At 71.8% G+C, this 19,972-nt stretch carries 17 protein-coding genes; 6 read left to right on the top strand and 11 right to left on the bottom strand.

Annotated features, from left to right (window positions below; all coding sequences use genetic code 11):
• Positions 1–112: 112 nt before the first annotated feature.
• The 3 genes from dctP to Q8W71_RS11150 are packed head-to-tail and all read left to right on the top strand — an operon-like array spanning position 113 to position 3,158.
• Positions 113–1,135 (top strand): TRAP transporter substrate-binding protein DctP, encoded by a 1,023-nt coding sequence (dctP, locus tag Q8W71_RS11140; protein ID WP_305525430.1) that lies wholly within the window; start codon positions 113–115, stop codon positions 1,133–1,135.
• Complete coding sequence (locus Q8W71_RS11145) at positions 1,132–1,809, top strand: TRAP transporter small permease (protein ID WP_305525431.1); 678 nt, start codon at positions 1,132–1,134, stop codon at positions 1,807–1,809. The genes dctP and Q8W71_RS11145 overlap by 4 nt, the downstream gene beginning before the upstream one ends.
• Entirely contained in the window at positions 1,806–3,158 is a 1,353-nt protein-coding gene (locus Q8W71_RS11150; protein ID WP_305525432.1) for a TRAP transporter large permease, read from the top strand. The genes Q8W71_RS11145 and Q8W71_RS11150 overlap by 4 nt, the downstream gene beginning before the upstream one ends.
• Positions 3,159–3,442: 284 nt before the next feature.
• Here the strand turns inward: Q8W71_RS11150 and Q8W71_RS11155 are convergent, their stop codons facing one another.
• From Q8W71_RS11155 to Q8W71_RS11170, 4 genes are all read right to left on the bottom strand, one after another.
• Complete coding sequence (locus Q8W71_RS11155; protein WP_305525433.1) at positions 3,443–4,255, bottom strand: enoyl-CoA hydratase/isomerase family protein; 813 nt, start codon at positions 4,253–4,255, stop codon at positions 3,443–3,445.
• 18 nt (positions 4,256–4,273) lie between these two features.
• Entirely contained in the window at positions 4,274–5,494 is a 1,221-nt protein-coding gene (locus Q8W71_RS11160) for a CaiB/BaiF CoA transferase family protein (RefSeq protein WP_305525434.1), read from the bottom strand.
• Positions 5,495–5,501: 7 nt separating this feature from the next.
• Complete coding sequence (locus Q8W71_RS11165; RefSeq protein ID WP_305525435.1) at positions 5,502–6,794, bottom strand: MFS transporter; 1,293 nt, start codon at positions 6,792–6,794, stop codon at positions 5,502–5,504.
• Between the two features lie 215 nt (positions 6,795–7,009).
• A complete protein-coding gene (locus tag Q8W71_RS11170; protein ID WP_305525436.1) occupies positions 7,010–8,260 on the bottom strand; it encodes an MFS transporter in 1,251 nt (416 codons plus the stop codon).
• A gap of 410 nt (positions 8,261–8,670) precedes the next feature.
• On the opposite strand from Q8W71_RS11170, the gene Q8W71_RS11175 reads away from it, so the two are divergent.
• Positions 8,671–9,597: a L,D-transpeptidase gene (locus tag Q8W71_RS11175; protein WP_305525437.1), complete on the top strand. Its 927-nt coding sequence runs from the start codon at positions 8,671–8,673 to the stop codon at positions 9,595–9,597.
• Between the two features lie 88 nt (positions 9,598–9,685).
• Here Q8W71_RS11175 and glpX read toward each other — a convergent pair whose 3' ends face one another.
• From glpX to Q8W71_RS11190, 3 genes are all read right to left on the bottom strand, one after another.
• The gene (gene glpX, locus Q8W71_RS11180; protein ID WP_305525438.1) at positions 9,686–10,663 is read right to left on the bottom strand and encodes a class II fructose-bisphosphatase; all 978 of its coding nucleotides are present in this window, start codon (positions 10,661–10,663) and stop codon (positions 9,686–9,688) included.
• A 152-nt stretch (positions 10,664–10,815) separates the two neighbouring features.
• Entirely contained in the window at positions 10,816–12,132 is a 1,317-nt protein-coding gene (locus Q8W71_RS11185; RefSeq protein ID WP_305525439.1) for a homoserine dehydrogenase, read from the bottom strand.
• Positions 12,133–12,230: 98 nt separating this feature from the next.
• Complete coding sequence (locus Q8W71_RS11190) at positions 12,231–12,944, bottom strand: ceramidase domain-containing protein (protein WP_305525440.1); 714 nt, start codon at positions 12,942–12,944, stop codon at positions 12,231–12,233.
• An 89-nt stretch (positions 12,945–13,033) separates the two neighbouring features.
• On the opposite strand from Q8W71_RS11190, the gene xth reads away from it, so the two are divergent.
• On the top strand, positions 13,034–13,828 hold the full coding sequence (gene xth, locus Q8W71_RS11195; protein WP_305525441.1) for an exodeoxyribonuclease III: 795 nt from the start codon (positions 13,034–13,036) through the stop codon (positions 13,826–13,828).
• A gap of 29 nt (positions 13,829–13,857) precedes the next feature.
• Complete coding sequence (locus Q8W71_RS11200) at positions 13,858–14,481, top strand: glutathione S-transferase family protein (protein WP_305525442.1); 624 nt, start codon at positions 13,858–13,860, stop codon at positions 14,479–14,481.
• Between the two features lie 168 nt (positions 14,482–14,649).
• Here the strand turns inward: Q8W71_RS11200 and Q8W71_RS11205 are convergent, their stop codons facing one another.
• From Q8W71_RS11205 to Q8W71_RS11220, 4 genes are all read right to left on the bottom strand, one after another.
• Positions 14,650–15,537: a tetratricopeptide repeat protein gene (locus Q8W71_RS11205; protein WP_305525443.1), complete on the bottom strand. Its 888-nt coding sequence runs from the start codon at positions 15,535–15,537 to the stop codon at positions 14,650–14,652.
• Positions 15,524–17,254, bottom strand: coding sequence for a dihydroxy-acid dehydratase (gene ilvD / locus Q8W71_RS11210; protein WP_305525444.1), 1,731 nt, complete (start codon positions 17,252–17,254; stop codon positions 15,524–15,526). The genes Q8W71_RS11205 and ilvD overlap by 14 nt, the downstream gene beginning before the upstream one ends.
• A 284-nt stretch (positions 17,255–17,538) precedes the next feature.
• A complete protein-coding gene (eutC, locus tag Q8W71_RS11215; RefSeq protein WP_305525445.1) occupies positions 17,539–18,330 on the bottom strand; it encodes an ethanolamine ammonia-lyase subunit EutC in 792 nt (263 codons plus the stop codon).
• A 238-nt stretch (positions 18,331–18,568) separates the two neighbouring features.
• On the bottom strand, positions 18,569–19,951 hold the full coding sequence (locus Q8W71_RS11220; RefSeq protein ID WP_305525446.1) for an ethanolamine ammonia-lyase subunit EutB: 1,383 nt from the start codon (positions 19,949–19,951) through the stop codon (positions 18,569–18,571).
• Positions 19,952–19,972 lie beyond the last annotated feature (21 nt).

Below are 19,972 nucleotides of genomic sequence, written 5' to 3' on the forward strand. Positions count from 1 at the left end.
TGCCGGACCGTTGACAACGTATACAGGGCCGGCGTTCAAGCATACTTGAAGCGGCGGCACTTGTTGCGGCGCAAAATAAGATCGGCCGCCTTGTTGCGGTGCGGGAGGAGACATGACGCCAACACGCCGCGGCCTCGTGGCCGCAACCCTGGCCGCGCCGGCCCTGCTGCGCTTCGGCCTCGGCGCCGCCCAGGCGGCCACGATCCTGAAGCTGTCGCACCAGTTCCCCGGCGGCACGATCGACGAGGGCGATTTCCGGGACCGGATGTGCCGGATGTTCGCCAAGCAGGTCGGCGAGCGCTCGAAGGGCGCGCTGGAGGTGCAGGTCTATCCCGGCTCCTCGCTGATGAAGACCAACGCCCAGTTCGGCGCGATGCGGAAGGGGGCGCTCGACATGTCCCTCTACCCGATGCCCTACGCGGGCGGCGAGGTGCCCGAGACCAACATCGGCCTGATGCCGGCGCTGGTGACCTCCTACGCGCAGGCGCTCGCCTGGAAGACGGCGCCGGTCGGCCGCAAGCTCACCGAGATCATGCTGGCCAAGGGCATCGTCCTGGTCTCCTGGGTCTGGCAGGCCGGCGGCGTCGCCAGCCGCGAGGCGCCGCTGCTCACCCCCGAGGACGTGAAGGGGCGCAAGGTGCGCGGCGGCTCGCGCGAGATGGACATGATGCTCAAGGAGGCGGGCGCGGCCACCCTGTCGATCCCCTCGAACGAGTCCTACGCCGCGATGCAGACCGGCGCCTGCGACGCGGTGATCACCTCGTCCACCAGCCTGATCTCGTTCCGCCTGGAGGAGCTGTCGAAGGGCCTCGTCTCCGGCCGCGAGCGCTCGTACTGGTTCATGCTGGAGCCGATCATGATGTCGAAGATCGTGTTCGACCGGCTCCCCAAGGACCAGCAGGACCTGATCATGGCGGTCGGGGCCGAGCTCGAGCCCTTCGGGCAGGCCGGGGCCAAGGCCGACGACACCCGCGTCGAGGAACTGTTCGCCAAGGCCGGCGCCAAGGTCGTGCAGCTCGACGAGCCGACGCTCGGCCGCTGGCGCGACATCGCCCGCGCCACCGCCTGGAAGGATTACGCGGGCAAGAGCGCGAGCTGCGCCGAACTCCTCAAGCTGGCGGAGCAGGTCGCATGAGCCACGGATTCGATGCGGCGACCGCTGCACCCGAAACCCGGGCCTCGGACGTCTCCTCCATCCCCGGGCCCCTCGGGGCGATCGACAACGCGATGCGGTTGCTCAACCGCGTCATCCTCGGCCTCGGCGGGCTCTGCCTCGTCGCGGCCTGCCTCGTGCTGAGCTACAGCGTCGTCATCCGCTACTACTTCCGGGAGCCGACGGAGTGGCAGGACGAGATGGCGGTGTTCCTGATCGTCGGCGCCACCTTCTTCTCGGCGGCGGCGGTGCAGGCCAAACGCGGCCACGTGGCGATCGAGGCCCTGACCGGGCTGCTGTCGCCGGCGGTGAACCGCGCGCGGCTGCTGATGGCCGACATCGTCAGCTTCCTGTTCTGCGTCTTCTTCGCCTGGAAGAGCTGGTCCCTCGACCACGAGGCCTGGGTCGACGGGCAGATCTCGCAGTCGACCTGGGGACCGCCCCTGTGGATCCCCTACACGCTGATGGCGCTCGGCATGAGCCTGCTCTGCGTCCAGTTCGCCATCCAGATCGCCGAGGCCGTGCTCTACGGGCCGCGGGCGGCCGGCTGGGCCAAGCCGAAGATCGGGCTGGGCTCCGACATCAACAAGGACATGCGCGACCGCCCGGACCTGACGCCGGACGGCAGCGAGCTGATCGGAGAGCGCAAGCGATGAGCACCGCCGCGATCGGCTTCCTCTACGCCGGGGCGACCTTGGGGGCGATGCTCTCGGGCATCCCCATCGCCTTCGCGCTCGGCTTCGTGGCGCTGGCCTTCATGTGGGTGTTCATGCCCGCCGCCTCCCTCGATACGGTGGCGCAGAACGTCTACGAGGAGATGGCCTCGATCACCCTGCTGTCGATCCCGCTCTTCATCCTGAAGGGCGCCGCGATCGGCCGCTCGCGCGCCGGCCAGGACCTCTACTCGGCGATGCACGCCTGGATGCACCGCATCCCCGGCGGGCTCGGCATCGCCAACGTGTTCGCCTGCGCCCTGTTCGCGGCCATGGCCGGCTCCAGCCCGGCCACCTGCTCGGCGATCGGCTCGGCCGGCATCCCCGAGATGCGCAAGCGCGGCTACTCGCCGGGCTTCGCCGCCGGAATCATCGCGGCCGGGGGCACGCTCGGCATCCTGCTGCCGCCCTCGATCACCATGATCCTGTACGCGGTCGCCGCGGAGCAGTCGCTCGGCCGGCTGTTCCTGGCCGGCATCGGACCCGGCATCCTGCTGGTGATCCTGTTCGCGCTCTGGGCGATGTACCGGTTCCGCTCGGAATACGCGGACGCCAAGGCCGCCCTGGAACGCGGCGGCCCGGCCTCGGCCATCCTGGCCGAAGAGAACTACACCATGCGGGAGCGCTTCTCGACGCTGCCGCGGGTGATCCCGTTCGTGGTGCTGCTCACCGGCGTCATGGTCGCGCTCTACGGCGGCTACGCGACCCCGTCCGAGACGGCCGGCCTCGGCGGCCTGCTCGCGCTCGGCCTCATCGCCGTGATCTACGGGGTGTGGAAGGCGAAGGACCTCAACCCGATCCTCACCGCCACCCTGCGTGAGTCGACCATGCTGATGCTGATCATCGGCATGTCGCTGCTCTACGCCTACGTGATGAGCTACCTGCACATCTCGCAATCGGCCGCCGCGGCGATCGTGGCGATGCAGCTCTCGCCCTGGGTGCTGCTCGTCACCATCCTGGCGCTGGTGATCGTGCTCGGCTTCTTCCTGCCGCCGGTCTCGATCATCCTGATGACGGCGCCGATCATCCTGCCGCCGCTGAAGGCCGCGGGGTTCGACCTCGTGTGGTTCGGCGTGGTGATGACGATCACCATGGAGATGGGCCTGATCCACCCGCCGGTGGGCCTGAACATCTTCGTGATCAAGAACATCGCCCCCGACATCCCGCTCTCGGACATCATCTGGGGCACCCTGCCCTTCGTGATCCTGATGGCGGTGGCGATCCTGATCCTCTGCCTCGTGCCGGGCATCGCGATGTGGCTGCCGGACCTGCTGCTGTCGCAGACGAGGTAGCCACGCCATCCGTTGCCTGAGCCGGCCGCCGGTTTCCCTCTCCCCGCACGCGGGGAGAGGCGATGCCCGGATCGCCAATGGCGTCGTGCCGTTTCCGGTCTGGACCATTCGGTGATCGCGGCCCGCGCCGTCATCGCGAGCGGTAGCGCACCGACCCAGGGTAGCGGGCGCTCTCCAAGGGTGGCGCCGCTGGATTGCTTCGCTCCGCTCGCAAAGACGGAGCGCCGATCCCGCACCCCCACAATCGGAAACCGTATCAGCCGCGAATCATGGATCGGTGATGGTCAGCGCCCCGCCCAGCGCGGCGCGCGCTTGCCGAGGAAGGCTTCCATGCCCTCCCGGAAATCCTGGCTCATGTAGCACATCAGGATCAGGTCATCGCCCGGCCGCGGCGCGCCGTCGGCCGCCGGCTCCTCCTCGGCGAGCCGACGCAGCCCCTCCTTGGTCGCCTGCATGGTCAGCGGCGCGTGGTTGGCGAGCAGGCCGGCCAGGGTGTCGACCCGCTCGTCCAGGGCGGTGCGGTCGTCCACGACCTCGCCCACGAGGCCGATCGCCAGCGCCTCCTCCGCCCCGACGAGGCGGGCGGTGAAGATGATGTCCTTGACCCGCGCCGGGCCGATCAGGTTCGCGAGCCGCTTCAGGTTGCCCTGGCTGAGGCAGTTGCCGAGCGTCCGGGCGATCGGGAAGCCGAACCGGGCGTCGCGGGTCGCGACCCGCAGGTCGCAGGCGGCCGCGATGGCCGCGCCGCCGCCGGTGCAGGCGCCCGCGATCGCCGCGATGGTCGGCACCCGCAGCCGCTCCAGGCTGCCGAGCACCTGATCCATGAAGCGCTCGTAGCCGAGCGCGTCCTCCGCCGTCTCGAAGCTCCGGAACTGGGCGATGTCGGTGCCGGCCGCGAACGCCTTGTCGCCCGCGCCGGTGATGATCAGCGCCTTGACGGACGCGTCGTCCGCGATCCGCTCGCAGCAGGTGACGAGGCCGCGATACATCGCGAAGGTGAGCGCGTTGCGCGCCTGCGGCCGATTCAGGACGATCCGGGCGACGCCGGATTCGTCCGTCGTGAACAGCAATTCGTCGGTCTGAGCGTGAGCGTTCATCGGCGGACCTCCAAATCCTCAGGCCACGGTCTCGCGCACGATGCCCCGGGCGATCAAGTCGTCGATCGCGTCGGCCGCGTAGCCGGCCTCCGCCAGGATCGCGCGGGAATGCTCGCCGAGCAGCGGCGCCGGCCCGTGGACGCGGCCCGGCGTGTCCGAGAATTTTATGGGAAGGCCGAGCGTGCGCATCGGCCCAACGCGCGGGTGCTCGACCTCGACCACCATCTCCCGGGCGAGCGCCTGGGGGTCCCGGTGCATGGCGTTTACGTCGAGCACGGGCCCGGCCGGCACGCCCTCCGCCTCCAGCCGCGCCAGCCAGTCCGCGGAGCCGTGCGCGCGGAACCGCGGCGCGAGCGTCGCGGCCAGCTCCAGCCGGTTGGCCATCCGGTCGCGGTTGAGCGCGAAGCGCGGGTCCTGCGCCAGCTCCTCGGCGCCGATCGCCGTGAGCAGCCGCAGCCAGTTGGTCTGGTTGGCGGCGCCGATGGTGATCCAGCCGTCCGCCGTCTCGAACGCCTCGTAGGGGGCGTTGAGCGGGTGGGCCGAGCCCATCGGCCCCGGCGCCACCCCGGTCGCCATGGCGATGGCCGACTGCCAGTAGGTGTGGGTGATGCCGGCCTCGAACAGGGAGGTGTCGACCGCCTGCCCGCGCCCGGTGCGCAGGCGGTTGGAGTAGGCCGCGAGCACGCCCATCGCCGCGAGGATGCCGGCGGTGATGTCGGTCACCGGCGGCCCGCACTTCATCGGCGGCCGGCCGGGCCCCTCCCCCGTCACCGACATCAGCCCGCTCATGCCCTGCGCCACGAGGTCGAAGCCGGCCCGGTCCCGGTAGGGGCCGCTGCGGCCGAAGCCCGAGAGCGAGCAGTAGACGAGGCCCGGGTAGTCCTGCCGCAGGGTCTCGTAGCCGAGACCGAGCCGCTCCATCGTGCCCGCGCGGTAGTTCTCGATCAGCGCGTCGGCGCCGTCGAGGAGGCGGCGCAGCACCGCGATCCCGTCGGGATGCTTGAGGTCGAGGCTGATGCCGCGCTTGCCGCGGTTCATCATCATGTAGGCGGCGCTCTCGCCCTCCAGGGCGGGCGGGACGGTGCGGCGGGTGTCGTCGCCGTCGAGCTTCTCGACCTTGATCACCTCCGCGCCCATGTCGCCGAGCATCAGTCCGCAGACCGGGCCGGCCATGATGTGGGCGAGCTCGATCACCCGCATGCCCGCGAGCGGGCCGCTCCTGTGCGACGTCACGGCCATGGCCCGCCTACTCCCCCGCCGTCACGCCGGCCACCCGGCCGTCCGGCCCCGCCGCGGGCTCCACGAATTCCCGCTCGGGATGCATGGTGAAGGCGAGGCCGGCGCCGAGCAAGCACAGGCCGATCGAGCCGACGAAGGGCAGCGTCCAGCTCCCGGTCATGTCGACGATCAGCCCGAACACGATCGGCGAGACGATCGCGGCGATGGCCGAGCCGGTGTTCATCAGGCCGCTGCCGGTGCCCGCGTATTTCGGGGCGATGTCCATCGGCACCGACCAGATCGGACCGATCACCAGCTCGGCGAAGAAGAAGCCGGACGACAGGAGCAGGGCCACGAGGGTCAGGTCGCGGGTGAAGAACACGCCGGTCAGGCTCGCCGCCGCACCGAGAAAGCCGACGACGATCACCGAGAGCCGGGCGAGCTTCACGTTGCCGGTGCGGTGCAGGATGCCGTCGCTGAGCATGCCGCCGACCGTGTCGCCGACCACGCCCGCGAAGAACACGCCCGAGGCGAACAGCGCCGAGTTCTTCAGGTCGAGGCCGTAGCTCTGCTTGAAGAAGCTCGGCAGCCAGCCGAGGAACAGCCACAGGGTCCAGCCGTAGCAAAAATAGGTGACCGACACCGGCAGCATGCGGCGGGTCAGCGCCCCCCACGGCACCGACTGACGGGCGCCGACCTTGCGCGGCGGCGGCAGCGTGTCGAGCTCGGCCCGCGTGATGGCGGGGTGCTCGGACGGGTCGTCGCGGAAGTACAGGTACCAGATCACCACCCAGACGAAGCTCGCCACGCCGAGGATCACGAAGCTGCTGCGCCAGCCGACGTGGTAGATCAGGAAGGCGACGATCGGCGGCGCCACCGCGTTGCCCAGGCGCGCGAAGGCGTGGGTGATGCCCTGCGCGAAGCCCCGGCGGCCCGGCGCCGTCCAGTTCTGCATGGCCCGGGTCGCGGTCGGGAAGGTCGCGCCCTCGCCGAAGCCCAGCAGCACGCGGGCGAGGAACAGGCTGACGAGGCCGCCGACCATGCCGGTGAGGATGGTCGCCGACGCCCAGATGATGCCGCAGATCATCAGCGTGCGCCGGGCCCCGAACCGGTCGCCGACCGAGCCGCCGATCACCTGGAAGATCGCGTAGGGGTAGGCGAAGGCCGAGAGGATCAGGCCGAACTGCGTGTTCGACATGCCGAGGTCGCTCATCATCACGGACCCGGCAGTCGCGATGTTCACCCGGTCCAGATAGGTGATGAAGTACATCAGGCAGAGCAGCCCGAGCACGCCGTTCGTGGCGCTCACGCGCTTCATCATCGATCCCTCCCTGGTGAGCGCCGTCCGCGCCGGCCCTCTCGCGCCTCGACCGCGGACGGGCACTTTTCGTATGCGTTATTCAAACCGCTCCCGGCGCCGATGGCAACACCGTCGCGCATTCTGTCACCGGAGACGGGATGAAAACGCGAACGGGGGCCCGAAGGCCCCCGTCGCCGTCCAGAGCCGCGCGGGACGCGGCCGAAATCTGCTGTCGTTCAGGCCGTGGCCGGCCGCAGCTCGCCGCCCTCCCCGGCCGGCTGCGTGCCCAGGGCCTTGCCGCGCGGCCCGACCCAGGTGCCGACCCACGTGCGCTGCCACAGGAACAGGCAGCCGAGCACCACGGCGGCGAAGGCCGCGTAGAGCACGAACCCGGTGGCGAAGGAGCCGGTGTACTGCTTCGAGAGGCCCATCACGTTCGGCAGGATCGCCCCGCCGAGCGCGCCGACCTCGCCGATCATCGAGCCCGCCACCGCGGTGTTCGACGGCCAGCGCAGGGGCACGAGCTGGAACAGCGCGCCGTTGCCGGCGCCGAGCGCCGCGAAGCAGAACATGAACAGCACGGTCGTGGCCGCGAGCGACGGCGTCGCCGTCAGCCCCAGGAACGCGCCGATCGCCGCCAGCAGCACCACGGAGAGCACCGCGACACCGCCCACCCGGTCGGCGAAGTAGCCGCCCACGATCCGGATGCCCGAGCCCATCAGCGCCGCGAGCATGGTCAGCCGGCCGGCCTCGACCTTGGTCACCGCGAACTGCTCGTAGAAGAAGGTCGGCAGGAAGTTCGACAGGCCGATGAAGCCGCCGAAGGTGATCACGTAGATCAGCGAGAATGCCCAGCCGTCCTTCGTGAACAGGCAGGAGACGTGCTGCTTGAAGGTCTGCTCGTGGCAGTCCGGCGGCTCCTTGGCCAGCGCGATCATCACGGCGATCGGCAGCAGCATCACCGCGCCGGCGAAGCCGTAGACCGCCTGCCAGCCGTAGGCCTGGGCGAGCGGCGGGGCGAACAGCACGGCGAGCACGGTGCCCGAATTGCCGGCCCCCGCGATGCCCATGGCCAGCCCCTTGTGCTCGGGCGGGAACCAGCCGGAGCCCAGGGACAGGGCGACGCCGAACGAGGCGCCGGCGATGCCGAGCAGCACGCCCATCGCCAGCACGTCGTTGTAGGAGGACACGAAGAAGAAGCCGTAGACCATCGCCAGGACGATGACGCCCATCTCGGTGAGCGCGGCGTTCTTGCGGCCGATATACTGGGCGAGCACGCCGAGCGGGAAGCGCATGATGGCCCCGGCCAGGATCGGCAGGGAGATCATGAAGCCGGTCTGGGCCGGGGTGAGCTTGTAGGTCTCGGTGATGAACGGCCCCATCGCGCCGTTGAGCACCCAGATCGCGAAGCAGAAATCGAAATACAGGAACGCCGCGAACAGCGTCGGGGGGTGCCCCGACTTCATCACCGTCTTGAAGCTGGCCATCGCTGGGTGCTCGTCTGCTGAGGCGGACCGCGTCGGGTCCGCGCATGCCGGGGGGCCGGACGCACACCGTCCGCAGTCTGGAGCGCCGTTGCTCCGCGCGCCGCAGCAGGCGCGGCGTCGGGAGCGATGCAGCGAGCGTGCCAAGTCGGCGCAGGCCTTCGCCGGGGCCGCGCCCCCGGAATTCCGCCGGCTTTCGCACCGGCGGCTGCCGAACCTTGCGGCACTCCGGCAACACAGACCGGCAGAAGTCCAGATGCCCGCGCCGTCGCGGCCCGGTGTGGCCGGCCCGGATCTTGGCGCCCTGGATCGGAACTTGCTAAAACCCGGACGGAGCTTGGCCGCGTCTCAGGGCGCCCGCTCCCGCGCGCCGCCGGAACGACCGCGGTCGCGCCACGCAGGGAATTGCATCGATGTCCGCCCCGATCCGCCTCCTCCTCGCCGGGTTCGCCGCCCTCGCGGTCGCCCCGCCGGCCCTCGCCCAGAACCGCGGCCCGGTCGCCGCCGCCGGGATCGACGGTTACGGCGCCCCCGTCGACGACCAGCAGCTCTACCAGGACCAGAACGGCGCGCTCTACCTCAAGCGCGGCGGCCGCTACGTGCCCTATACCGGCCGGATGGATTACGGGCGCCCGGTGCCCGGCACCGAGGTGGCGCCGCCGGCCCGCACGGCGGTGGAGCCCCCCGGGGGCACGGCGGCCGCGCCGCCGGTCGAGGGCCTGTCGCCGATCGAGGCCGCCAAGGCCAAGGCCGTGATCCGCGCCCCCGACAACGGTCCGATCGACTACGCGCGGATCTACGGCCCGATCAACGACGACGTCTTCCCGATCTCGGCCTTCAACTACAAGAAGACGAACCCGGCGTTCCTGCGCCAGGAGATCGCCTATCACGGCCCCTACGAGCCGGGCACGATCATCGTCGACCCGCGGGCGCACCAGCTCACGCTCGTCGAGGAGAACGGCCGCGCCCGCCGCTACGGCGTCGGCGTCGGCAAGCAGGGCTTCTCGTGGTCGGGCAGCGCCACGGTGAACTCGAAGCAGGCGTGGCCGGACTGGTACCCGCCCAAGGAGATGATCGCCCGCCGTCCCGACCTCGCCGGGCAGGTCGACAAGCTCCAGAGCGGCCTGGGCGTACCCGGCGGCAACCGCAACCCGCTCGGCGCCCGCGCCATGTACCTGTGGCAGGGCAACAAGGACACGCTGTTCCGCATCCACGGCACCACCGAGCCGGAGACGATCGGCCGGAGCGTGTCCTCGGGCTGCATCCGGATGATCAACCAGGACGCGATCGACCTGTTCAGCCGCGTCAATGTCGGCGCCAAGGTCGTCGTCCTGAACTGACCGCCCGCTCCGCGGCATCGACCCGGGCCGTCGCCCCTCAACCGGGTCGGCGGCCCTTCGCCGTTTCAGGAACGCGCGGCGGCGGGTCCTAGGCCGGGCGCCGGTGCTCGCCGAGGATGCGGCGGACGGTGCCGGCCTCGGAGCGGTAGACGATCGTCTCGGTCTGGATGCGGTCGGGCCGGAAGCGGACGCCGCGCAGGAGCGCCCCGTCGGTGACGCCGGTCGCCGCGACGATCACGTCCCCGCCCGCGAGATCGGTCAGCTCGTATTTCCGATCGTGGTCGCGGATGCCCATCTCGGTCGCACGGCGGCGCCGGTCGGCGGTGTCGAGGATCAGCCGTCCCTGCATCTGCCCGCCGATGCAGCGCAGGGCCGCCGCGGCGAGCACGCCCTCCGGTGCCGCGCCGGTGCCGAGATAGATGTCGACCCCGGTCTCCTCCGGGCTCGTCGTGAAGATGATGCCGGCGATGTCGCCGTCCGAGATCAGCCGGACGGCGGCGCCGGTGGCGCGGACTTCGGCAACGAGGGCGGCGTGGCGGGGCCGGTCGAGGATCAGGGCGGTGATCTGGTCCGGCGCGACGCCCTTGGCGCGGGCGAGGGCGCCGATGTTGTCGGCGGGGCTGGCGTCGAGATCGACGAGGCCGGCCGGGTAGCCCGGGCCGATCGCGATCTTCTGCATGTACACGTCGGGGGCGGCGAGCAGTGAGCCGCGCTCGGCCATGGCCATCACGGCGATGGCGCCGGGCATGTCCTTGGCGCAGAGGGTGGTGCCCTCCAGCGGGTCGACGGCGATGTCGACCTCCGGCCCCTCGCCCCGGCCGAGCTGCTCGCCGATGAACAGCATCGGCGCCTCGTCGCGCTCGCCCTCGCCGATCACCACGGTGCCGCGGATCGGCAGGCCGTTCAGCTCGTCGCGCATCGCGTCGACCGCCGCTTGGTCGGCCGCCTTCTCGTCGCCCTTGCCGCGCAGCCGCGCGGCAGCGATGGCGGCGCGCTCGGTGACGCGGGCGAGTTCGAGCGCGAGCGTGCGCGGCACCGCGCGCGAGCTTCTGGACCCGTCTGACATCGTTCCCTGCCTCTAAGTCCGGGCCCGATCTTCGCGTCGGATCCCGTCGCGGCCGCGACCGGACATCCCGCCGCTTCCCGCCTCACCGTATATCGTATGTGTCCGGCTTCGGTTTCGTCATCCGTTCCGAATGTCCTTCCGCCCCGAATGCCCTACTCCCGCTCGATGCGGATGAGCTGCGGCGGCTCGGCGAGCAGCCCGTCGCCGCCGATCGCGTCGAGGGCGGCGCGGATGTTGCCCTCGGTGGCGGCGTAGGTGATCAGCACCAGCGGCACCGGCCGGCCGGAGCGGCCGTGCGGGTCGGGTGCCGCGCCCTCGACCCGGCGCTGGAGGATGCTCTCGATCGAGATCTCGCGCTCGGCCATGCGCTGGGCGACGCCGGCGGCGACGCCCGGGCGGTCGTGGACCGTCAGGCGGATGTAGTAGCCGCCCTCGTGCCGCTGCATCTCGACCCGCTCGCTCGGGCGCATCCGGGCGGCGCCGACCCCGAAGGTCGGGCGCACGATCCCGCGGGCCACGTCGGCGATGTCGGCGAACACCGCCGAGGCGGTCGCCTCCCCGCCGGCGCCGGGGCCGATCAGCGTCAGCTCGCCCACCGCGTCGGCATCGATGGTCACCGCGTTGGTCACGCCCATCACCTGGGCGATCGCCGAGGATTTGGGCACCATCGTCGGGTGGACGCGCTGCTCGATCCCGGCCGCGGTGCCCTGCGCGACGCCCAGCAGCTTGATCCGGTAGCCGAGTTCGTCGGCCATGCGCAGGTCCAGCGGCTGGACCCGGGAAATGCCCTCGACCGACACGCCCTCGGCGTCGATCCGCGTGCCGAAGGCGAGGCTCGTGAGGATCGCGAGCTTGTGGGCGGTGTCGAAGCCCTCCACGTCGAAGGTCGGGTCGGCCTCGGCGTAGCCCAGCGCCTGCGCGTCCTTGAGACAGACCTCGAAGGTCAGGCCCTCGCGCTCCATGCGGCTGAGGATGTAGTTGCAGGTGCCGTTGAGGATCCCGTAGACGCGCGACACGGCGTTGCCGGCGAGCCCCTCGCGCAGGGCCTTGATCACCGGGATGCCGCCCGCCACCGCCGCCTCGTAGGCGAGCGCGACGCCCCGTTCCTCGGCGGCCTCGGCGAGCGCCGCCCCGTGGCGGGCGAGCAGGGCCTTGTTGGCGGTCACCACCGGCTTGCCCGCCCGGAGCGCCGCCTCGACGGTCGCCCGGGCCGGCCCCTCGGCGCCGCCGATCAGCTCCACGACGCAGTCGACGCCCTCCGCGCCCGCCATCGCCGCGGGGTCGTCGAACCAGTCGATCCCGGCGAGGTCGAGGCCGCGGTCGCGCCCTCGGTCGCGCGAGGAGACGGCGGCGACGCGGATGTCGAGGCCGGCGGCGGCGAGTGCCGCCCGGCGACGGTCGATCATGCGGACGACGGACGCACCCACGGTGCCGAGCCCGGCGACGCCGAGGCGGAGAGACTGCGACATGGATCCTTCCGTGGCCGCGGCGACGACCCGTCGGACGGGCGTCCGGAGGCGCCCGCGACGCGGCCCCTCCGTGTTGCGGTGCGCACTTCTGCAACGTTTCAGGTGCGCCCGCAAGAATCCGCCGTGGCGCCGGTTCGGTGGCGCACGGCGGTGGCGACCAGCGCGTAGAGCACCGCGGCGTTCAGCACGTGCCAGAACCCGTGCGTACCGAACGGGATCGCCGCGCAGGCGGCGCGATCGACCGTGCGCAGGGCGAGCGACACGAGGAACAGGGCCGCGATTCCGGCGAGCCGCAGGGCCGTCGTCCGGCGCAGGCCCGCCGGATCGGGCCGGACGAGGAGCGCGGCAGTGACCCCGGCGAGGGCCAGGGCGGCGGGCAGATAGTCGAGCGAGCCGTTGGTGAGGCGCGCCAGGGGCAGGCCGGTGGCCGCCTCCAGCACCGGCGTCAGCCCGAGGTCGATGGCGGCGAAAGCGACGGTGAGCGGAGTCGCTGCGAGCCACGACAGGTCCAGGAAGCGGCGCAGGGCGAGGAGGACGTAGGCGACGACGAAGGCGGCGATCGGCACCACGTCGGCGAGCATCGCCCAGAACACCGCCAGGGTGTGGAACAGGAACGAGCCGAACCCGACGACGGCGACGAGGCCGGCGAGCGCCAGGGCGGCCGGATCCCGCGCGGCCCGGGCCCGGAGCGCCGCCGCCGCGGCGGCCACGAGGAACGCGGCGTTCGAGACCGCCCCGAACGGCTCGGCCCAGAAGCCGCCGTCGCCACGCTCGCAATAGGCGCGGATCGGCTCGACCCAGTCGATCGCCAAAACCCGCGCCCTCCGCCCCGTCCCCGCCGGCCGCGTCTTGTCAGCCGGGCGCGAAGATCGGATGACGGCCGCGGGCACGGACGGGATCGATGCGGATCACCACCTGGAACGTCAACTCGATCAAGCAGCGGGTCGGGCACCTCACCGCCTTCCTCGACGAGGCGCGACCGGACGTGGTCTGCCTGCAAGAGCTGAAGTGCCAGGACGAGGCTTTTCCCCGCGCCGAGGTCGAGGCATCGGGCTACGCGGTCGAGACCCTGGGGCAGAAGGCCTATAACGGCGTGGCGCTGCTGGTGCGGGCGCCGCTCACGATCAGCGAGATCCGCCGCGGCCTGCCGGGGGACGGCGAGGACGTCCAGGCCCGCTACATCGAGGCGCTGGTCTCCGGCGCGGATACGGCGCCGGTGCGAGTCGCCTCGATCTACCTGCCGAACGGCAACCCCGTCGACAGCCCGAAATACCCCTACAAGCTCGCCTTCCTGGAGCGGCTGCGGCTTCATGCCAGGAACCTGATGCGGGCGGAGACCGCGCTGGTGCTCGCGGGCGACTACAACGTCATCCCCGAACCCTCGGACGCCGCCGACCCGGAGGCGTGGCGGGGCGACGCTCTGTTCCTCCCGCAATCGCGGGCGGCGTTCCGGGCGCTGCTGGCGGAGGGCCTGACCGACGGGCTGCGCGCCTGCGACCCGCGCGACGGGCTCTACACCTTCTGGGACTATCAGGCCGGGTGCTGGCCGCGGAACTTCGGCATCCGCATCGACCACCTGCTGCTGTCGCCGCAGGCCGCCGACCGGCTGGTCTCGGCCTCGGTGCAGAAACACCTGCGCGGCCTCGACAAGCCGTCCGACCACGTGCCGGTGACGGTGGAGCTGAGCGCGGGGTAAGCTCGCCCGAAATCGTGGGAGGGCTCATCGTGATCGTCTACGGCACCAGCGTCTCGCCGTTCGTCCGCAAGGTCCTGGTCGCGCTCGCGGAGAAGGGCGTCGCCTACGAGCACCGGCCGGTGGCGCCGCAGGCCAAGGACCTGGAGTTCCGGGCCGCGAGCCCGACCGGCAAGGTGCCGGCGATCGAGGACGAGGGCTTCCGGCTCGCCGATTCCAGCGCCATCCTGCACTACATCGAGGCCGTGCATCCTGAGCCTTCGCTGATCCCGTCCGGCGCCCGCGACCGCGCCCGGGCGGTGTGGTTCGACGAGTACGCCGACGGCGAGTGCTTCCCGCGGATGGTCGTCCCGTTCGTCGAACGCTTCCTCAAGCCGCGCCTGTACAAGGTCGCCGGCGACGACGCGCTCGCCCAGCGCACGATCGACGAGGGCTTTCCGCCGCTGTTCGATTACCTCGAAGGGCAGATCGACGGGCCCTACCTCGTCGGCGGCGCCTTCAGCATCGCCGACATCGCGGTGGCGTCGCCGTTCCACAATCTGCGGCTGGTGAAGTTCGCTCCCGACGCCGAGCGCTGGCCGCGTCTGGCCGCCTGGGTGAGCGCGACGCTGGAGCGCCCCTCCTTCGTGGCGGCCATCGCCGCGGCGAAGGCGTAAACGGGGTCGTGGTCGGAGCGCTCGGCGCCGACCTCGTCGTCATCGCGAGCCGCAGGCGAAGCGAGCCAGGGCAGCGCGCGTTCTGAGGAGGCGGCGCTACCATAGGTTGCTTCGCTGCGCTGGCAAGGACGGGCGGAGACGATCACGGCCCTTCGACCGCCAACGGTATCAGTTCCGCCGCCGGATCGAGCCCACCGTCTGGAGCTGCGCCTGCGCCTCGGCCCGGTCGTCCGCGCTGGCGACCGCCCAGTTCTTGTCGTAGAGGGCGACGATCCAGTCGTCCTTGCGGCCCTCGACGCCCTCGCGGGCGAGCGACAGCCACATCAGGCCGCGCACCCGCTGGGGCTGCACCCCTGAGCCGTTGACGAGCATGTCGCCGAGCAGCGCCTGGGCCGGGCGATGGCCCTTCTCGGCGGCGAGGTTGAACCAGCGCGCCGCCTGCCGCGGATCGGCATCGACGCCGTTGCCGTCGAGGTAGAGCCGGGCGAGATTGTACTGCGCGTTGGGGTCGCCGTAATACGAGGCGGCGTAGTTGAACATGTCGTAGGCGCGCTCGGCGTTCGGGCGCACGTAGGTGCCCTTGATCCCCTCCAGGAAGTAGGTGCCGAGCGCCGTGAAGGCGCTGCCGGTGACCGCGGCGTTCTGCGGGTCCGGCCCCTCGTCGGTGCTGGCGTCGGCGATCCGCGAGAAGAACTCGAACGCCTTGAGGTCGTCGTGGGGCACGCCGTCGCCCTCGGCGTACATGCGGCCGAGCTTCCACAGGGCCAGCGCGTGGCCCTGGCCGGCGGCGTATTCGAGCGCGCGGGCGGCGCCCTGCTTGTCGCCCGCGTTGTACTCGCGCACGCCCGCGCGCAGGGCGTCCTTGGCCGAGCGGTAGGCCTTCTCCGCCACTGGCATCGGCACGGCCACCCGCACGCCTGCGTCGAGGGCCCGCGACGGGCCGCCCGAGAGGGCGAGCAGGGCGAGCGCCCCGGCCGCGGCGAGGCCCGCGCGGAGCCGGCCGGGAGCGGCCCCGGCCGGCCTGCGCCGGCTGAGGACGGTCCTAGATGTCCGCATAGCTCTGCGTCTCCTGGGCGCCCCCCGGGTGGGTGACGGCGCCGTACAAGGCGGGGCCGACGCCCTGCGCGTACTTCCAGAGATAGCCCGAGGTCGCGCTGTTGCCCCGCGGCGCCCAGGCCTTGCGGCGCTCGGCGAGCTCCGCGTCGGACAGGGCGACGGTCAGCGTGCCATCGATGGCGTTGAGGGTGATCATGTCGCCGTCGCGCAGCAGCCCGATCGGGCCGCCGACCGCCGCCTCCGGCCCGACATGGCCGACGCAGAAGCCGCGGGTGGCGCCGGAGAAGCGCCCGTCGGTGATCAGGGCGACCTTCTCGCCCATGCCCTGGCCGTAGAGCGCCGCCGTGGTCGACAGCATCTCGCGCATGCCGGGGCCGCCGCGCGGACCCTCGTAGCGGATGACGAGGACGTCGCCCTCCTTGTAGGACCGCGACTGCACGGCCGCGAAGCACGCCTCCTCGCCGTCGAACACCCGGGCCGGGCCGGTGAAGACCTGGCGCTCCTGCGGGATGCCGGCGACCTTCACGATCGCGCCCTCGGGGGCGAGGTTGCCCTTGAGGCCGACGACGCCGCCGGTCGGGGTGATCGGCTGATCGGCCTGGCGCACCACGTCCTGGTCCGGGTTCCAGGCGACCTTCTCGAGGTTCTCGGCGATGGTCCGGCCGGTCACGGTGAGGCAGTCGCCGTGCAGGTAGCCGTGGTCCAGCAGCGTCTTCATCAGCAGCGGGATGCCGCCGACCTCGAACATGTCCTTGGCGACGTAGCGCCCGCCCGGCTTGAGATCCGCGATGTAGGGCGTGCGCCGGAAGATCTCGGCCACGTCGAACAGGGTGAACTCGATGCCGCACTCGTGGGCGATGGCCGGCAGGTGCAGCGCCGCGTTGGTCGAGCCGCCGGAGGCCGCCACCGTGGCGGCGGCGTTCTCCAGCGCCTTGCGGGTGACGATGTCGCGCGGGCGGATCCGCTTGGCGAGCAGCTCCATCACCTTCTCGCCCGCGGTGGCGCAGAACTTGTCGCGGATCTCGTAGGGCGCCGGGGCGCCGGCCGAGTAGGGCAGCGCGAGGCCGATCGCCTCGGAGACGGTCGCCATGGTGTTGGCGGTGAACTGCGCGCCGCACGCGCCGGCCGAGGGGCAGGCGACCTGCTCCAGCTCGTCGAGGTCTTCCAGGCTCATGTCGCCGACCGCGACCTTGCCGACCGCCTCGAACAGGTCCTGCACGGTCACCGGCTTGCCGCGGAACGAGCCGGGCAGGATCGAGCCGCCGTAGATGAAGATCGACGGCACGTTGAGGCGCACCATCGCCATCATCATGCCCGGCAGCGACTTGTCGCAGCCGGCGAGGCCGACGAGGGCGTCGTAGGCGTGGCCGCGCATGGTCAGCTCGACCGAGTCGGCGATGACCTCGCGGGACGGCAGCGAGGCGCGCATGCCGCTGTGGCCCATGGCGATGCCGTCGGTGACGGTGATGGTGCAGAACTCGCGCGGCGTGCCGCTGGCGGCGGCCACGCCCTTCTTCACCGCCTGCGCCTGGCGCATCAGCGAAATATTGCAGGGGGCGGCCTCGTTCCAGCACGAGGCGACGCCGACGAGCGGCTGGTGGATCTGCTCGCGGGTCAGGCCCATCGCGTAGAGGTACGAGCGGTGGGGCGCGCGGTCGGGCCCCTCGGTGACGTGGCGGCTCGGCAGCTTCGACTTGTCGTTCACACGCGCGTCCATGACCAAATTTCCGAGTCTGCGCCCCACACCTCCGGAAGGTATGGACGACCGCAGCGCATCGCCAATCGCGATGCGCCGGAGGGCCCGTCCGCGCTGCCGGAATGATCTCGATCCCGCACGGTAAGGCGTTGGTGAACCTGCCGTTTACCGCGGTTGCTGAGGTGGGCTCGGACTATGGCGGGATCGCGGCGTCGGCGCGCTGGACTCGGGGCAGCGCCGGGATGGTTTTACGGTGTTGCGACCTCGCCACAGCCACGCTTGCGGCCCGTCCGGCGGGCGCGCGCTCACGCGCGGGACGCATCCTCGACCGCCGCCGCGGTCCCACCGGAGGCGAGCGCCCGGTCGCTCTCGTCCTTCAGGCGCACGCCGGTCAGGCCGAGCGCCAGCGCCCGCTCCAGAAGCCACGCCAGCCGGAACGCGGCGCGGTCGTGGGTCAGCCCGGCGGCGCGGACGTTGGAGATGCAGTTCCGTTCCGCATCGGAGCGCCCGACCCGGGGGGCGAGGGTCAGGTAGATCCCGAGGCTGTCGGGCGAGGACAGGCCCGGCCGCTCGCCGATCAGCACCGCCACCGCCCGGGCCCGCAGGGCCGCGCCGATCTCGTCGCCGAGCGCCACCCGCGCCTGCGCCGCCACCACCACCGGCGCGAGGCGCCAGCCCGCCCGCTCGGCGTGCGGCGCGAACGCGGCCAGCAGGGGCGCCGCCCCCTCGTGCACCGCCCGCGCCGACAGGCCGTCGGCCACGACCAGGGCGAGGTCGGCGCCGCCCTCCGACGCCTCCAGGGCGGCGCGGTCCTCCGGGGCGAGGCGGCGGCCGAGATCGGGCCGGCGCAGGTAGCTCGCCCGGTCCGGCGCGCGGGACGCGGCCCGCAGCGTCCCGAGGCCCAGGGCCCCGATCGCCTCAGCGACCGCGTCGGCGTCCATCGGCGTGTGGACCGCGTCCCGGGCCTGGGCGTGGTCGAGTCCGAAGCGCAGCACCGCCCGCGTCGGCAGGAAACTGCCGGCCCGGCCGAGGCCGATTCGGGCGGGGGTGAGGCCGGCGAGGCGGGCCCAGATTTTTTGGGGATCGTCCGTTTCCATCACCGGGACGCTCCGCGTGCAGGCGGAGCGGCGGCATGTGCGCATCCCCCTCCCCCCTCTGCGGGGGAGGGTCCCCTGCGCAGCAGGGGGGGAGAGGGGCAGCGCGACGAGGGCGGGTTTGGTCTCCGGCGCGACGTCTCCGGCACCGCCGCTCCCCTCTCCCGACCCTCGCTGACGCGAGGGCCACCCTCCCCCGCAGAGGGGGGAGGGAGAGGCGGAATGCTGGGCTCGTTCGCCCTCACGCCGCGAGCCCCGGCGCCGAGCCGAGGAGCGGCAGCCCGGCCGGGCCCGGCAGCAGCGCGCCCTGCCCGTCGGTGAGCCCGATCCCCTGGAGCCACGCCTCGAATTCCGGTGCGCGCTTCAGGCCCAGCACCTCGCGCAGGTACAGGGCGTCGTGGAACGAGGTGGACTGGTAGTTCAGCATCACGTCGTCGGCGCCGGGCACGCCCATGATGTAGGTGCAGCCGGCCGCGCCGAGCAGCGTCAGCAGGGTGTCCATGTCGTCCTGATCGGCCTCGGCGTGGTTGGTGTAGCAGACGTCGACGCCGAGCGGCACGCCCATCAGCTTGCCGCAGAAATGGTCCTCCAGCCCCGCCCGGATGATCTCCTTGCCATCGTAGAGGTATTCCGGGCCGATGAAGCCGACCACGGTGTTGACCAGCAGCGGCCGGAAGACGCGGGCCACCGCGTAGGCGCGCGCCTCAAGCGTCTGCTGGTCGATGCCGTGATGCGCGTCCGCCGAGAGCGCCGAGCCCTGGCCGGTCTCGAAATACAGGCCGTTGTCGCCGAGCGTGCCGCGTTTCAGCGCCAGCATCGCCTCGTGCGCTTCCTTGAGCACGGAGAGGGTCACGCCGAAGCTCGCGTTGGCGGCCTGCGTGCCGGCGATCGACTGGAACACGAGGTCGACCGGCAGGCCCCGCTCCATCGCCTCCAGCGTCGTGGTGACGTGGGTGAGCACGCAGCCTTGGGTCGGGATCGCGTGCCGCTGGATCATCTCGTCGAGGAGATGCAGCAGGTCGCCCAGCGCCTGCACCGAGTCCGAGGCCGGGTTGATGCCGATCACCGCGTCGCCGCAGCCGAGGCTCAGGCCGTCGAGGATCGCGGCGGTGATGCCGGCCGGATCGTCGGTCGGGTGGTTGGGCTGGAGGCGCACCGCGAGCGTGCCGGGCAGGCCGATCGTGTTGCGGAACCGGGTGACGATCCGGGCCTTGCGGGCGACCGCGATCAGGTCCTGGTTGCGCATGATCTTCGACACCGCCGCCGCGATCTCGGGCGTCACCGCCGGGGCGATGCGCGCGAGCGTCCCGGAGGAGGCGGTGAGCAGGAATTCGCGGAAGTCGCCGACCGTGAGATGCCCGATCTCGGCGAAGGCGTTCGCATCGTGGGTGTCGAGGATCAGACGGGTGACGTCGTCGGCCTCGTAGGGGATCAGCGGCCGCGCCAGGATCTCGGCGATCGGCACCTCCGCGAGGCACCACTTGGCGGCGGCATTCTCCTCCGCGGATTCGGCGGCGAGCCCCGCCAGCCGGTCGCCGGAGCGGACCGGCGTCGCCTTCGCCATCAGCGCGGCGAGATCGGCGAAGACGTGGGTGCGGGGGCCGACGACGTGGCGGTAGGCCATGCGGAATCCCGGGCTGGTATC

Origin of the sequence: Methylobacterium amylolyticum, assembly GCF_030700245.1 — a bacterium.
Classification (GTDB): domain Bacteria; phylum Pseudomonadota; class Alphaproteobacteria; order Rhizobiales; family Beijerinckiaceae; genus Methylobacterium.

Coding starts and splice junctions, on each gene's coding strand:
- xth (WP_305525441.1), top strand. CDS start 13,034: ATGCGGATCACCACCTGGAACGTCAACTCGATCAAGCAGCGGGTCGGG.
- glpX (WP_305525438.1), bottom strand. CDS start 10,663: ATGTCAGACGGGTCCAGAAGCTCGCGCGCGGTGCCGCGCACGCTCGCG.
- Q8W71_RS11155 (WP_305525433.1), bottom strand. CDS start 4,255: ATGAACGCTCACGCTCAGACCGACGAATTGCTGTTCACGACGGACGAA.
- Q8W71_RS11220 (WP_305525446.1), bottom strand. CDS start 19,951: ATGGCCTACCGCCACGTCGTCGGCCCCCGCACCCACGTCTTCGCCGAT.
- Q8W71_RS11150 (WP_305525432.1), top strand. CDS start 1,806: ATGAGCACCGCCGCGATCGGCTTCCTCTACGCCGGGGCGACCTTGGGG.
- dctP (WP_305525430.1), top strand. CDS start 113: ATGACGCCAACACGCCGCGGCCTCGTGGCCGCAACCCTGGCCGCGCCG.
- Q8W71_RS11160 (WP_305525434.1), bottom strand. CDS start 5,494: ATGGCCGTGACGTCGCACAGGAGCGGCCCGCTCGCGGGCATGCGGGTG.
- ilvD (WP_305525444.1), bottom strand. CDS start 17,254: ATGGACGCGCGTGTGAACGACAAGTCGAAGCTGCCGAGCCGCCACGTC.
- Q8W71_RS11205 (WP_305525443.1), bottom strand. CDS start 15,537: ATGCGGACATCTAGGACCGTCCTCAGCCGGCGCAGGCCGGCCGGGGCC.
- Q8W71_RS11185 (WP_305525439.1), bottom strand. CDS start 12,132: ATGTCGCAGTCTCTCCGCCTCGGCGTCGCCGGGCTCGGCACCGTGGGT.
- Q8W71_RS11175 (WP_305525437.1), top strand. CDS start 8,671: ATGTCCGCCCCGATCCGCCTCCTCCTCGCCGGGTTCGCCGCCCTCGCG.
- Q8W71_RS11170 (WP_305525436.1), bottom strand. CDS start 8,260: ATGGCCAGCTTCAAGACGGTGATGAAGTCGGGGCACCCCCCGACGCTG.
- eutC (WP_305525445.1), bottom strand. CDS start 18,330: ATGGAAACGGACGATCCCCAAAAAATCTGGGCCCGCCTCGCCGGCCTC.
- Q8W71_RS11145 (WP_305525431.1), top strand. CDS start 1,132: ATGAGCCACGGATTCGATGCGGCGACCGCTGCACCCGAAACCCGGGCC.
- Q8W71_RS11165 (WP_305525435.1), bottom strand. CDS start 6,794: ATGATGAAGCGCGTGAGCGCCACGAACGGCGTGCTCGGGCTGCTCTGC.